General features: G+C 33.5%; 9 protein-coding genes. 8 read left to right on the forward strand and 1 reads right to left on the reverse strand.

What is annotated here, in order from left to right; genetic code table 11:
- On the forward strand, positions 1 to 645 hold the full coding sequence (locus AC5M21_RS06005; RefSeq protein WP_008787385.1) for an acetyltransferase: 645 nt from the start codon (positions 1 to 3) through the stop codon (positions 643 to 645).
- A gap of 173 nt (positions 646 to 818) precedes the next feature.
- Here the strand turns inward: AC5M21_RS06005 and AC5M21_RS06010 are convergent, their stop codons facing one another.
- Positions 819 to 2006 carry an iron-containing alcohol dehydrogenase gene (locus AC5M21_RS06010; RefSeq protein WP_008787386.1) on the reverse strand — a complete coding sequence of 396 codons (1188 nt, stop codon included), beginning with the start codon at positions 2004 to 2006 and terminating at the stop codon, positions 819 to 821.
- Positions 2007 to 2293: 287 nt separating this feature from the next.
- On the opposite strand from AC5M21_RS06010, the gene AC5M21_RS06015 reads away from it, so the two are divergent.
- From AC5M21_RS06015 to AC5M21_RS06045, 7 genes are all read left to right on the forward strand, one after another.
- Positions 2294 to 2749 carry a PTS sugar transporter subunit IIA gene (locus AC5M21_RS06015; RefSeq protein WP_017143921.1) on the forward strand — a complete coding sequence of 152 codons (456 nt, stop codon included), beginning with the start codon at positions 2294 to 2296 and terminating at the stop codon, positions 2747 to 2749.
- Positions 2750 to 2754: 5 nt separating this feature from the next.
- On the forward strand, positions 2755 to 3063 hold the full coding sequence (locus AC5M21_RS06020) for a PTS fructose transporter subunit IIB (RefSeq protein WP_008787388.1): 309 nt from the start codon (positions 2755 to 2757) through the stop codon (positions 3061 to 3063).
- Between the two features lies 1 nt (position 3064).
- Positions 3065 to 4123 carry a PTS fructose transporter subunit IIC gene (locus tag AC5M21_RS06025; RefSeq protein WP_008787389.1) on the forward strand — a complete coding sequence of 353 codons (1059 nt, stop codon included), beginning with the start codon at positions 3065 to 3067 and terminating at the stop codon, positions 4121 to 4123.
- A 48-nt stretch (positions 4124 to 4171) separates the two neighbouring features.
- Positions 4172 to 5056, forward strand: a complete 885-nt coding sequence (locus AC5M21_RS06030; RefSeq protein WP_008787390.1) for a class II fructose-bisphosphate aldolase — start codon at positions 4172 to 4174, stop codon at positions 5054 to 5056.
- Positions 5057 to 5066: 10 nt separating this feature from the next.
- Positions 5067 to 5720 (forward strand): hypothetical protein, encoded by a 654-nt coding sequence (locus tag AC5M21_RS06035; protein ID WP_008787391.1) that lies wholly within the window; start codon positions 5067 to 5069, stop codon positions 5718 to 5720.
- Positions 5721 to 6052: 332 nt separating this feature from the next.
- The gene (locus AC5M21_RS06040) at positions 6053 to 6682 is read left to right on the forward strand and encodes a hypothetical protein (protein ID WP_008787392.1); all 630 of its coding nucleotides are present in this window, start codon (positions 6053 to 6055) and stop codon (positions 6680 to 6682) included.
- Positions 6672 to 15453: DUF6531 domain-containing protein (locus AC5M21_RS06045; protein WP_493531477.1), on the forward strand; the 8782-nt coding region annotated here is incomplete at its 3' end. The genes AC5M21_RS06040 and AC5M21_RS06045, both read left to right, overlap by 11 nt.

A 15453-nucleotide genomic window follows, 5' to 3' on the forward strand; every position in this document is an offset into this window, starting at 1 on the left:
ATGAAAAAATTATTGATATGGGGAGCAGGAGATCAGGGGACTGTGACATTAGAATGTGCTTTAGCAACACAGCAATATAGTCAAATAGATTTCTTAGAAATTAAAGAGAAGGGTCATCGCGATATTCCTCATTATCGTGTATACAGTGAAGATGAAGTAGAATTCACTACATTTTTAAAATCATATGATGAAGTCTTTGTAGCAACAGGAAATAATGATATTCGAGAAAATAAAATAACAATGTTAAAGACTATGGACATAACGATTGGTACACTTATTCATCCAAGGGCATTGATAAGTCCTACTGCCAAAGTTTTAGCAGGGACTATTGTTTTGGCAAATGCAGTCGTAAATACAAATGCAACTGTTGGGATGGGTTGTATTATTAATACTGCAACAATTATTGAGCATGATTGTATTATAGAAGACTTTGTTAATATTTCACCAAATACAGCAATTGCTGGACATACAAAAATTGGTCAAAAAACATTTATTGGAGTTGGGACTGCCATTATTGATGATATTGTAGTAGGCAAAGAAGTGATTATAGGAGCAGGAAGTTCAGTGATTTCTAATATTCCAGAATACACGACTGTTGTTGGCGTTCCTGCAAAAGTGATTAAGGTTCATAAGAATCATAAATAGGTTATGATTTTTATGCAAATGAAAAGTGACTGTAATAAAATAAATATGGCATGAAAGTTTCCATAAAACAAAAAGGACAGTGAAATCAGTGATTATCATTGCCCTTTTTCGTCTAATGAGATTATGGAAATAAATTAAATTTTAAAAGTTATTTTCGTATATCCTCTTCATATTTATAAAGCCATTTGATAAATTTGAATAATATCATCCTTTTTGAGCTGCATAAATCCGCCAATGACACCATGACCAGTATCAGCTGCTTTTTCAGCCATTTCTTCAATTTGTTCATGAGTTGGAATAATATTTAATTCCTTTAGCGTTGTTGGCATACCAATTTGATGACACCATTGATCCCATGCTTCAATGCCTTTCAATGCAGTTTCTTCAAGATTATAATAATTAGGTTCAATAGCAAATACATTGACAGCAAATTGTGCAAAACGTTCAATATTTGTTTTGTAAACATATTTTGCCCAGCTAGACCAAACAGCTGTTAAACTTGCTCCATGTGTTGCATCAAACATAGCACTCAGTTCATGACCTATTTTGTGAGTCGCAAAATCTCCAATACGCCCTGTTCCTGTTAAACCATTGTGTGATAGACTGCCAGCCCACATTAAATTTGCACGGACTTCATAATTTTGTGGATCATGAATAATTTTTAAAGCTTCTTCTTTCACTGTAACGAGTAATCCTTCAGAAATACGATCAATTAATTGAACATCAGTCACATTTGTAAAATATCTTTCCATTGTATGCATCATAATATCAGCAGCCCCACTACAAGTTTGATACATTGGCAATGTATAGGTTAACTCTGGATTCATAATCGCAAAGAGAGGTCTTGCACAATCATGGTTGTAAGACCTTTTCAGAATACCTTGATCTTGAGTCTCTATATCAATGACTGTAGAGTTGCTTGTTTCTGAACCTGTTGCTGCAATTGTAGAAATGCATCCCATTGGGGCAATTTGTGTTGTTGTGACTTTTCCTAAAAATAAGTCTTCTAAGGGAAAATCATTAGCAACTCCATAAGCAATTGCTTTTGCAGAATCAATGGCTGACCCTCCACCAATAGCTAAAATAAAATCTACATTTTCTCTTTGACAGATTTTAACACCTTCTTGTGCTCTTTTTAATTTTGGATTAGGAATAACACCATCAAAATCGATATACTCCAATCCAGCATCTCTTAAACTTTCATGAACAGTATCTAGGACACCATTCTCCTCTAAGAATGTGCCACCATAATGGATAAGAACTTTATGAAATCCTCTTTCTTTGATCTCTTTTCCAACCTCTCCATGAGTTCCTTTACCAAAGATAATCTTTGTGGGTGTTGAAAATTCAAAATTTAACATGATATATCCCTCGCTTTCTTAAATAGCACTTTAACTATTTCTAACTTTATTATAAAGATATGTTATACAGGAGTAAATTTAATAAATATCACCAATCAAGTGAAAAAAGTTAGTGAATTTATTTCAAAACTCTTTATTTATGTACATTTATAGAAAAGAACATGCAAATATTAGAAAATGATGAAGAATTGCACTATATTGGTGCAATTTGTTGATTTGTATAAGTCAAAGATGATTGATAAGATATGAGTGTAAAGAAAAAACAACTCTATGAAAGGAGGAACAACATGTTGATGATAGATATGCTTGATGAACGACTTATTCAATTTCATCTGAATGCTAAAGATAAAAAAGATGCTATATATAAAATAGGAGAACTGATGTTTCAAGCAGGAAAAGTCACGAATCAGGAACAATATAGAAAGGGTCTATTTGAAAGAGAAAAAGAATTTGCAACTGGAATTGGGAACGGAATTGCTATTCCACATTGCCAAAGTGATTGTGTCAAAGAAGCAGCTTTTACTTTAGTCAAACTTGATGAACCAATAGAATGGGGGTCACTTGATGATTTACCTGTCAATTATATTATTATGTTGGCTGCACCCAATTCATCTGATAATGTTCATTTAAAAATGTTATCGACACTTGCTATGAATTTAATGGATGAGGATTTTAGGTCCGGACTCATAAATGCTTCATCTGTTGAAGAAATAAAAAAAATATTTGCGATGAAGGGAGAATAAAAATTATGTACATTGTTTGTGTAACGGCTTGTCCAGTAGGCATTGCTCATACTTATATGGCGGCTGCAAATTTAGAAAAAGCAGTCAAGGCCGCAGGGCATGAGGTGAAGGTAGAAACGCAAGGTGCTCAAGGATTAGAAAATGAAATTACAAGTGATGATCTTGCAAAATGTGATGCTGCAATTATTGCAAGTGATATCAGAATTAAAAATCACGAACGTTTTGATGACGTTCCCACAATGACAGTTGCTGTTCAGGAAGCAGTTAAGGATGCTGATGGAATTGTTAAAGAATTACTGGAGGCGTTAGAATAGTATGGCTGAAATTAAAAGAAAGAATGCTCAAAAGAAAAGTCAGAGTGCAATTTTAAAAGATTCAATTATGACTGGAATATCTTATATGATTCCTGTTATCGTTGGCGGTGGCGTTTTACAAGCCATTGCTAAAATGATGGGTGGATATGATATTGCGAGTCATATGAATCAGGTTGATACACTTGCTAAAGTTATTATGTTAATTGGTACAAGTTTATGGAATTTTACAGTGCCAGCTGTGGCTGCTTTTACAGCATATGCTTTGGCTGATAAGCCAGGGATTGCTCCTGGTCTCGCTATGGGAACATTGGCGAATACAATAAATGCTGGATTTGTTGGCGGGCTTGTTGGTGGAATGATGGTAGGATACTGTGTTTTATGGATGAAGAAGATATCAATTCCAAAGAACTTACAGGGGGTTATGCCGATTTTAGTCATTCCAACTGTCACAACACTTGTTTGTGGATTGATGATGTATTACGTTGTTGGAAATCCAATTGCGTGGTGTATGCAAGCGATGCAAAATTGGTTGTTAAGTTTAAATACAGGGTCCAAATTTGTGTTTGGAGCAGCTGTTGGAGCGATGATGTGTGTAGATATGGGTGGACCAGTCAGTAAGGCAGCAGCCATGGTTACCAATGGCTTGAATGCTGATGGTTTGTTTATTCCAACTTCAGCAAAAATGTGTTCAGGTATGACAGCCCCTTTAGGTATTGCGATTGCAACATTCTTAGGTGGAAAAAAGAAATTTGATGCTGTTGATAGAGAAAACGCCAAATCAGCAATGATGCTATCTTGTGTTTATATTGAGGAAGCAGTTATTCCTTTCTTGATTAAAGCTCCAATAAGAGTAGTGGTTTCTTGTATGATTGGTGGTGGTATTACTGGTGGATTATGTATGGTGACGTCACTTGCTTCACCTGCTGTTCATGGTGGAATCTTCGTTATTCCTATGACATCTCATCCATTATTATTTATAGGATTATGGTTCTTAGGAAGTTGTATTACAGGTGTCATCTATGCATTATGGAAAAAGCCATTACCAGTGGAAACAAACTAGAAGAGAGGGATGCTGGACATCCCTTCTTAAAATATGGAGGTTAGATATATGTATGTATCAATGAAAGACATGCTTTGGCATGCTCATCAACATCATTATGCTGTGATGGCTATCAATTGTGTGAATATGGAACAAGCCAAAGCTATTATTGAAAGTGCTGAAGAAGAATCTTCACCTGTCATTATTAATATTTCGCCAAGACAACTTAAAGCACATGGTTATGGTTATATCATGGTTCCTATGATTCAAGCGTTAGCCAAGCAAGCAAGTGTACCAGTTGCTTTTAACTTAGATCATGGAGCAAATTTTGAAGATATTGCTCAGGCTCTCAAATGGGGCTTTTCAAGTGTGATGATTGATGCTTCATCTTATGACTTTGAAGAAAATATAAGAAGAACATCAATGGTTTCAACGCTTGCTCATAGTCTTGGTAAATCATGTGAAGCAGAACTTGGTCATGTTGGATTAGCAGCCAATGCTGATGGTCAAAATATTGATTATTATACTCATGTTATGCAAGCTAAAGAATTTGTTGAAAGAACAGGGTGTGATTGTCTGGCAGTCGCAATAGGAACTGCCCATGGAGCTTATCCAAAGGGGATGATTCCTCAACTTGATTTTGAAAGATTAACACAATTAAAACATGCTTTAAATATGCCACTTGTTTTACATGGTGGTTCTGGTGCTGGTGAAGAGAACATTCAAAAAGCAGTTGCATGTGGTATCAATAAAATTAATGTCTGTACTGATCTTATGAAACATGCCAAAGAAGCTCTCATAAAAACATTAGCAGATGAACCAGATATAGAATATATGGAATTAAATATGGCAGTTGAAGATGCTATGAAAGACTTTATTAAAGCTTATATGCGTTTTATTGGGTCAAGCCAACAATATATTTTTGACAAACATATTGGTCCTGAATTAGACTAGGAGGATTATGATGAATGACAATCGGACTTTGTTTGTGGTTTTAATAGGGTTCTTTTGCATGTTTAGCATTGCGATGGTGATAAAAACTATTCGTAATTATTATATTTTTAAAGCGAGTTTCTATACAGAAATTTATTCAGGATTGTTTGAGTATATAACTCGTAAAAAAAGTCTAAAAAGGATGTCACAGAGTTATTGGCTTGAAAGGGAATTAGGCTCACATAGAATCATGTATCAAATAACCAAAACAAAATATGAAAATATTGTTCAACCTTATATTCTTATATTACTAACAACTGGATTGTATGTCATTCAAATTCATAATGAATCAGCGCACTATATATGTCATCAAGGTACACTAAAAAAGATAACTGAAAATAAGAATAAAGAAAAAATCGTTCAAAACCTTCCTTTTCCTATATCTGAATTCAAAAATTTTCAGTATCATTTTGAATTATTACTTGATAATACAGTTATCCCTATGCGATATATTCTTGCGTTTACAGATCATAGTCAATTAGATATATATCTTAAAGATATTTCTGTTATACAGAAAAAACAGTTGATTCAAACAATCAAAGAATATCATCTTCAATCAAAAGATGTATATTCAAAAGAAGATATAGAAAGAATATATTATCATTTTACAAAAAAGATATTCTAAATAAAAAGATGATTTCAATTCATGGTTCTTAATAGACCGTAAGTTAATTCAATGACTAGTCAATAGCTTTATTAATGATAATTCTAAGGTGAATCCGGCCATATTTTCATTATATTTTACTTTCTATAATAAAGATAAAAAAGCGATATTATTTGTATTGAGATATCGTTTTATGAAAAGTCGTAAAAGAGAATTTTTTATCAAAATAGTTCTCTTTTTTTACGTTTAAGTGAAAAATAAGGGCGTTTAAGTAAAAGTCTTTGACTGTAAGAGAGCTACAGAGGGATAATGCAAGTGAATGTAAGCAAATATGAAGAATGTGGGGGATATTTATGAAGTACAAGAAAACATTATTTGGAATACTCATTGTCTGTGTGGGTCTTTTTTTTATAATATGGATTAACAGGAATAAGAATCATGATCCTGATAGTATCTATTGGGCAAAAGAAGAATTTGAAAACGAATGGGAAGATCAAGATTATTATGAAAGGGATAATTCTCAGCAAAATGCAAGAGAGATAGGACAGACTAATGAAACAGTTGTACCAGTTGAAAAGGTATTCTATACATATGAGGATGTCTATGTCTATTATGATATGCTGGATCAGAAAAAAGATGAACTGTATAAAAAACTTTTATCTATTTATATTATTGGGAATCCTCATAAACTTTATCATGAGGGATATGCTACCTATTTGGGGAATTTGGGAAGAAGCCTGATATTTGAGTGCCAAAGATTTCAGAGTGTTAAGTATAGTGGAACTGGAAATCACAATTTAGAAAATCATATTTTTAAATATCATTATTTTTATGGAAGCAATGAATGCTATTATGTGATAGGTAATGAGTTAATCAAGATAGAGGATAATCTCAATCAGGAAAAGTATGATGAGGTTTTAAAAAGCATGGAGATTATTCATGAAAATATCAAACAGATAGAGGTGATCAGACGTGAAGCATAGAATAAAGAACTATTCATTTCAAATATTCATTGTTTTTATATGTATTCAATTAGGAATGAGTCAGGTCAATGCATCTGGTTTTATACGTTTGTATGATGCAACTGTCACAGGTCAAAATGTATCTTTGAATAATTCTTCAAATAATCAAAATGAAGTGAATGAAACTGTATCTATTGGAGATACGAATCAAAGAGAAAGCTTATTCTTTGAGACTGCAAAAGAGAATATTGAAGATGATTTGAAAGAACAGGGGTATAAAGAAGATATCTCAAAACGGACAGAGAATTCAAAAACTCTTTCTTATGATGGTATTGAACAGACAATTATCTATAATGAACCCGTTTATTATAAGAAGAATAATCAGTTGAGGGAATATGACAATGATTTTGTTAAATCAAAAGTAAGAAGCTCATATACAGTCTATCAGAATAAATCTGGAGATCATCATTATCAGATACCTGAAACCTTAAATCAGGATAGTCATATTATTATTGATAATATAGAATTGAGTCTTAATCATATAGAAGAGACACAGGGTGAGATTAAAGAGAATACCGCCTATTACCACAATGCTGAGGATCAGAAGGATTATGGTATTACAGCCTATAATACAGGAATGAAAATAAAGAGTGCTATTAGTGATAAGCAGCATAGTCTTACACAAAGCTACAGTCTTCACTTGCCAGAGGATTATACTGTTCAATTAACTGATGATCATACAGCAGCTTATATCTATCAAGAAGATAAGCCAATGCAGGTGATATCAGCAGGCTGTTTAAAGGATGCTGATGGAAATGTTATTGATTTATATGATTTAGAATTACAGTTGAATGAGAAAGAACTGGTCATAGCGCCAACGCAAGAAAAAATGAAACAATTAACAACTGCTCCTTACAGCATGGAGGTCTCTGTTAAGACAGTAACGAATCCTGATTATAGTTTAATTAAACTTTATGGTGTTCGTTCAGGAGATAAATATAAAGATAAATCCTATGCTCCAGAAGTGAATTCCAATTATGCTCATTTTGCAATGGTGGGAAGAGACCCACAAGGTTCCATCAATGAGGGAACACCAAGCCCTGAGAATGTTGGTCTGATTAAGGTGGATTTTAATGCTCTGGTAAATAAATATATTGGTGAGCATCGACGCATTGAAAGTGCCAGTATGAGTCTGCGTCTAGCAACGACAATCAAAAACAAATCAACATTATCAATGAGCAGATTAAATGAAAAAATGCCTCTTTTTGATAATTACAATAATCTAAAATGGACAAAATATGAGTCCTACTTTCAGAAATACAAAGACAGAAATCAGGAATATAGCCCAGTTCGACTGGATACAAAAACAGTGACAAGAAAACCAGGAACTGTTCAGTTTATTTCATTTAATATAACGGATGCGATTGATGACTGGTATCAGGGAAATCCAGCTCATGGACTGATCTTAGAAGGAGATTCAGCTGATACCAAAGCACAGGCTATTTTTAATCATGCCAGTTCCAATGATTTGGAAGTTTTGCCATATATGACAGTGAGTCATGTTCAGGATGGACCAATTAATCCTAATCTATCATTAGATGATACAACACTTCAGATGAGACCATTTACACAATCTAATGGACAGGGCTTACTACATTTTACTGCTTTAGGCTTTGATGGTCTATCAAGACCAGACAGTGATGTTCAAATCCAGGTTGTTGATACTGTCAATCAAAAAGTCGTTTACAATCAAACAACAAATGCAGCATCAACTTATCGTATATTTCCACTCTATGACAAGATAGCTAATGCTCAGCAATATTATCGTAAGGTCAGTAACTATCAGATGAATGAGCGTCTATTAAGCAGTTCACTGGAGAATAATCATTTGTATCAGATCAAATATAAAGTGACTGCATATGACAAGAATGGAAATGTACAGGCAACAAAAAATTGGACCAATTCAGAAACTTTTCAGTTATACAAGGTAGGAGGTTTTGATAGAATATCAAGAATTATTGATTTCTATGGAATTAAAAATACAAGTCAGTTGAGATTGGATAATCATATGTTTGACAGTCTGCTTGTTCAGGAAAACTTATTATTCTTAAGAAATCCTACCAAAAATCAAAATAAAGCTTATTCATCCCAAACACTAACTGTCAATGATAAAAAAGCAATAGATATGGCTTTGATGGGGAGAGGATTACATTGTGAATATGGTTATGAACCTGTTAATTATAATACTGGTAATCTTTATTACAATAATCAGGATGCCTATTTTGTAGAATATGGAGAGAAGTATTATTTTGAAAGAAGCTATAATTCTCTAGCAGAAAAAAGTGGGGTCTATGGAAATAACTGGGACCTGAATTGGAATTATCAGCTTTCATTTGCCAATAATGCTGCCTTGTTTAGTGATGGAACTGGAAAAATATTAACTTTCTTTAAAAATGGAAATTCTTATCAGTCGCCTGATGGATATCAGATGACAATGAAACAGGAAAAAGTTGATGAAAAGATTTATTATGTAGACAGTGGTTATTATGATCAGGAGGAAACACCAGTTCAGGAGAAGGTTGTTGTTCCTATCTATGATTATATTATTACTGATGTCTCAACACATAAAGTCTATCGCTTTAATGATGAAGGTTATATTCAGGAAGTTATATTAGATGAATATGGTCATAAGATGGTCTATTCCTATGACAGCAGTTATAATGTCAAACAGATGAAAAGTTCTTCAGGCAAAGTCTTCACTTTTACATATAATGAGAATCATTATCTTGTCAGTATTCAATTACCAAACTATACAAAAATACAGTATGATTATGATAGTCAGGGAAATATGATTGGTTTTACTGATCAAAAAGGCTATAAGATTCATTATGCCTATCAGGGAAAAGGTTTATTAAAGACTTACACAAGTCGTGAAAGTAATCATATTATCCTTACAAATGAATTTGATTCATTAGGACGTGTTATAAAACAGACAGATGCTAAAAATCAGACAGTGACATTTCAGTATAACAGTAGCTATACAAAAATAAATGGCTATGATGGAAAAAGTGAATATGTCTATTTAGATAGTGAAAAAAGAACAACGAAAAAAGTGAATCAGGATGGACAGGTTTCAAGTCATACATATAACTCGGATAATCAGTTAACAAGTACAGTCGAGGATGGTCAAAAGACGCAGTTTATCTATAATAATCAGGGACAGTTGGTTAATGAAGTGAGATCGGATGGGAAGAAGTCGACTTATACATACAGTGGCAATAATATTATTCAAAAGACTGACTTTGATGGAAAGACAACAAAATATGAATATGATTCATATGGTCATGTCACAAAGACAATCAACCCTGATGGAACATATACTGCCAATCGATATAATGCTGATGGACAAATGATTTATGAAAGAGATATTCATGGACTGGAAAAGACTTATACTTATGATAAGGGAAATAAGGTTAAGGAAACTGATCAAAATGGCTATACAATCCAGTATACATATGATGCATTAGGAATGATCAATTCGCAGACAGATCAGGAGAATTATAAGACTGAGTTTGTTAGAGATCAAAGAGGACAAAAAATTAAAGAAATATCACCTACAAGTACAAAGCATTATTCATATGATGGTGATGGAAATCTTGTCTATGAAGAAGATGGCAATGGTCATGGTATTTATTATAAATATGATGAATTATCTCGATTGATTGAGAAAAAAGATGCCTATGGAACTGTTAAGACAGAATATGATGTCAATGGAAATATCATTCAAACAACAGATGAATTAGGATTTACAAAGTCATATACATATGATGCTTTAAAAAATAAGACAAGCTATACCAATGAAGAAGGATATAGTGAATACTATAAGTATGATGATAAAAATCAGCTTATTGAAACACAGGATATAAAAGGAATAAGTACCTATCATACATATAATTCACTTGGACAGATTATAAAAGAACAGAGATTAGATAAAATCAATACATATCAGTATAATGATCAGGGTCAATTAACTGAAAAGAATGAAAATGGAATCATCACAACATTTCAATATGATCAATATGGAAATATCAGTTTCAAAGAAACAAATGGAATGAAAGAAGAATATGAATATTTCTATGACCAGTTATTATCTCAGACAATCAAAGGTGCAAAAACAACTTATGATTATGATATTTATGGACGAAAAATCAAAGAGACAAATGCATTAGGTGATTCAACAACATATCTCTACTCACCAAGTGGGAATCTAATTCAAACAACTCAGCCTAATGGGAACATATATACGATGACTTATGATGGTGATCATCATTTGTTATCGACAACAGACAGTTTAGGAAATAAGACATCCGCAGAATATGATGCGAATGGAAATGTCATACGATCATATGACGAAAATGGAAATGTAACAACATATACATATACAGCCAGAAATCAAAAGGCAAGTATGAAAGATCCTTTAGGAAATGTTTATACTTATACATACAATGCAAAAGGCCAGCTTATAAAAACAGCCGATCCTCTTTGTAATGAGAGTATAACGTCATATACACCTTTAGGAAATGTATCTCAAACAACAGATTCTATAGGAAGAAGTGTTGAAACATTTTATGATGAAGCTGGTCAAGTTATAGAAATAAAAGATGTCAGGGGGAGAAGTGCAACACAGGTCTATGATGATTATCATCGCTTAATCTCTTCAACTAATATTTATGGAAAGGAAACACGTTATACATATGATAAGTTTGATCGTGTTATAAAGACAGAAGATGATTATGGTCATATCAAGGAAATGACTTATAATGATTTAGGACTGCCGATCACTGAAACAAATGAAAAAGATCAGAAAATAATCTATGAATATAATCAGTATGGCTATCTTATCAAAACAACTGATATAAGAGGGAATGAAACAACAAGTCAATTCAATGTTCTAGGTCAGGTTATTTCTCAAACAGATGAAAGAGGTATAAAAACAATCTTAACATATGATCAGGTTGGAAATGTTCTGACAAAGACAACTGATAAAATAACCACAATATATCAGTATAATCAAATAGGTTTATTAGAAAGTGAAACAGATCATCTAGGAAGAACAAAATCATACCAATATGATGCCAAAGGAAATGTCATTGAAACAAAAAATGCATTAGGATATAAAACCAAGAATATCTATGATGCCAATAACAACCTTATTGCAACTATTAATGAAAAGAATCAGAAAACATCATTTGAATATGATGCTCTCAATAGACCATTCAAACAAATCAATCCAGATTTAACCTTTACACTCAATGCTTATGATCAAGTCGGGAGAGTTATAGAATCTACAAACGAATTAGGTTATCAGCAAAAAGTAGAATATAATGATTTAGATCAGGAAGTTGCGGTTATAGATGCAAAAGGGAATCAGACAACATATGAGTATAATGATCAGGATCTATTATCTCGCACAGTTTATCCAAATGGTTCCTCAACAGCAAACATCTATGATGAAAAGGGTCAACTTATAGAAAGTTTAGATGTTCAGGCGAATCGTTATCAATATGAATACGATAAATATGGCAGAAAAACAAAAGAAACATCCCCTAATGGATATTTCAAGGAATATATTTATAATGCATACGATGATGTTGTTCAATGGAATGATAATGATGGGGTACTACTGACATATGAATATAATCAGTATGGTCAACAGATTTCAGCAACCAATAGAGCACAGCAGACTTCAAAAACAATTTATGATGCATTGGGACGTGTACAGGAGGAAGTTGATATCAGAGGTAACAGTTCCTACATAGAATATGATGTTATGAATCGCATGACTCGGCAGACAGATGTGAGAGGGAATATCACTACCTATACATATGATGAATTAGATCGTGTGACTGAAACAAGGGTCAATGAAAAAGTGACACAGCAGGTTTATGATTGCTTAGGGAATGTGATTAAAGATATTGATGCATTAGGTTATGAAACAAGTTATGAGTTTGATGAGAGAAATCAGCTCATTAAGGAGATCAATGCATTAGGACAAGAAACAAGATATACTTATGACGCTACTGGTCATGTATTAACAGTAACCAATGCTAAAAATCAGGTCAAGGAATATGGCTATGATGAATTAGGTCAGAAAACAAAGGAAATTAATGAAGCTGGTGAGGAAAGACTTTATCATTATAATCATATGGGTCAGGTTGAAAGTATTCAAACCGAAGATCAAAAGATTATTCAGTATCAGTTTGATATATCGGGGAATATGATCAAGATAGCTGTCAACAAGCAGGATAAATATCAGTTTAAGTATGACAATATGAATCAGCTAACTGAGCAAAAGGATGCTAAGCAAAATACAGAATTCTATACTTATGATATCAGAGGAAATATAAAATCCTATACAGATAAAAATGGAACCGCCATTCATTATGAGTATACGCCAACCAATCAGTTAAAAAGACTTTATTGTGATACAATAGAGAATGAGTATCAATATGATAAATATGGTCAATTAATACGAGCCTACAGAAACACTCAAAAAGAAGCATCAACTTTTAAGTATAATCAGTATGGAGATATCATAGAAGTCACAGATCCAAATGACCAAAGTGTTCAGTATACTTATGATGGATATGGCAGACAGTTTAAAGTTTATTATCCAAGTGGACAAAAGGTTTCCTACAAATATGATGACTTAGATCATGTTATTGAAGTTAAGGATGGAAAACAGACAACACATTATACATATGATGCTTTAGGAAGAGAGATTCTAGAAGAATCATTACTACAGAAGAAAGAAACGACTTATAATGAGATTGGTCAGATTATAGAAAGTAAAACAAATCTCAAGGATAAGCAAATCTCTTATCAGTATGAGTACGATTCGTTAGGAAATACTCGAAAAGAGATATCAAATATCAATGGTCAGAAACAAACTAAAGAAATGGCATATGATAAAGCAGGTCAGCTCATAACAAGTCGGATAGCAGCTGGCGATGATATCAGGGTATCCAGTTATACCTATGATGAATCAGGGAACCGAATTCTTTATGAGGAAACAGTGAATGGTGAAAAGACCATCAAGCACAGTAGTTATAACGCTAATGATGAACTTATGGAAGATGGTAAAGCCATCTACAGACATGATAAACAGGGAAATGTTATAGAAAAGATTTATGAAGATGGTCATAAGGAAAAAATGTTCTATAATGATTTCAATGAACTTGTCCTTATGAAGAGTACAAACGGCAAGAAGATTCGTTATGGATATGATGCATTAGGAAACAGAATTTCCAAAGAAGAAAAGGCCCCAATAGATTCAAAGGACTTCATCAATTATCTTAAGACAGATGTCAAAATACCTGATCTTGACAAAATGATTACATCATATGAAGAACTAGATGAAGTTCTTGATAGAAAGAAAGCTGAATATCAGGATGCATTTAGTCACGAACTGCCAAACCAGACATCAACATGGCTGACAAGTGAAGGAATAGATGTAAAAACATTCTATGTCAATGATATCACATATGAGCATACACAGGTTCTGGAACTTCAGCAGAACAAACAGGTCGAAACATACACGTATGGAAACAATAGAATTTCAATGACCATTGATGATCTTTCAATGAATTATATCTATGATGGAAAAGGAAATGTTATAAGTGATGATGGACTGGATAAGCATATCTTTACATATGATGACTTTGGAAAAAGTCTAGAGAATATCAATGATAGCTATGCCTATAGAGGAGAGAATACAGAGTACAACTACCAGTATCTTAGAGCAAGATACTATGAGACAGCAAATGGACGCTTCCTGTCAAGAGATAACTATCTGGGAGAGAGAAATGCAAGTGAATACAATCAGTATATCTATGCATTGAACAATCCATCCATGTATAAGGATCCCAGTGGACACTTCAGTATATCAGCAATTGCAGATATCATGATATCAAGTACAAAGAAACTGGCACAGGATCATATAGATAAGGGAGCAGAGCTACTGAGCAAGGGTCTAGACTGGATGGGCAAGATAACAGGCATGAAAGGTGCAACCAATGTCGTTAAAAAGGAAGTCAATAAGGCAGCCAAGAAAACCAAGAAGATAGTTGATGAGGTCACTCGCAATGTAAAGAAGGCTGCAGCAGCAGTAGACAAGAAGAAACAGCAGCAACAGCAGAAAAACAGCTTTATTGAGTATGCAAAACAGCATGGAATAGATGAAGCCTACAGGAAGTTTAAGAATATGGATGGTTCACTGCTGGAGGAGGCAGTAAAAGCCTATTGTGATACATTAGGCCTAGAATATACATCAGTGAAGGATGCATTAAAGAGCATATCAAAAGTAGAGAAGGGATTATCACTTTTATCAAAATATACAACAATCTGTGAAACCATAAAACATGCTGGAAATGTGAATGAATCTGCTGTACAATCAAGTGTAGGATATAGCAGCGAGTCAAGCATGCATAAAGTCTATCTAGGAAAGGCTATTGAAGTGCTTTCGGATACAAGAGCACAGGCCTGTAACTTTCCAGGGAGTAATATAAATGTCTCAGCAAAGATTAATACAATATACAATTATCCATATGGGACAAAAGAGCTGACAAACGAATATGCATCAAGCATGAATAGTCACTGTAATGATATGATAAGACATATCTGGACAAGTCCAGAAGAGTATAAGGCAGTAAGAGTATGGGTAGGAACAGGGACATATAGTGGAGGCAGATGGGAAGATGCAGTCTATCATGTCGGAAGCAAGCAGTATCATG

It is taken from the genome of Coprobacillus sp. (assembly GCF_984815275.1).

What these genes read in the sequence shown, in the direction of transcription:
- AC5M21_RS06030 (WP_008787390.1), top strand. Translation starts at nt 4,172, where the DNA reads ATGTATGTATCAATGAAAGACATGCTTTGGCATGCTCATCAACATCAT.
- AC5M21_RS06010 (WP_008787386.1), bottom strand. Translation starts at nt 2,006, where the DNA reads ATGTTAAATTTTGAATTTTCAACACCCACAAAGATTATCTTTGGTAAA.
- AC5M21_RS06015 (WP_017143921.1), top strand. Translation starts at nt 2,294, where the DNA reads ATGTTGATGATAGATATGCTTGATGAACGACTTATTCAATTTCATCTG.
- AC5M21_RS06005 (WP_008787385.1), top strand. Translation starts at nt 1, where the DNA reads ATGAAAAAATTATTGATATGGGGAGCAGGAGATCAGGGGACTGTGACA.
- AC5M21_RS06035 (WP_008787391.1), top strand. Translation starts at nt 5,067, where the DNA reads ATGAATGACAATCGGACTTTGTTTGTGGTTTTAATAGGGTTCTTTTGC.
- AC5M21_RS06025 (WP_008787389.1), top strand. Translation starts at nt 3,065, where the DNA reads ATGGCTGAAATTAAAAGAAAGAATGCTCAAAAGAAAAGTCAGAGTGCA.
- AC5M21_RS06020 (WP_008787388.1), top strand. Translation starts at nt 2,755, where the DNA reads ATGTACATTGTTTGTGTAACGGCTTGTCCAGTAGGCATTGCTCATACT.
- AC5M21_RS06040 (WP_008787392.1), top strand. Translation starts at nt 6,053, where the DNA reads ATGAAGTACAAGAAAACATTATTTGGAATACTCATTGTCTGTGTGGGT.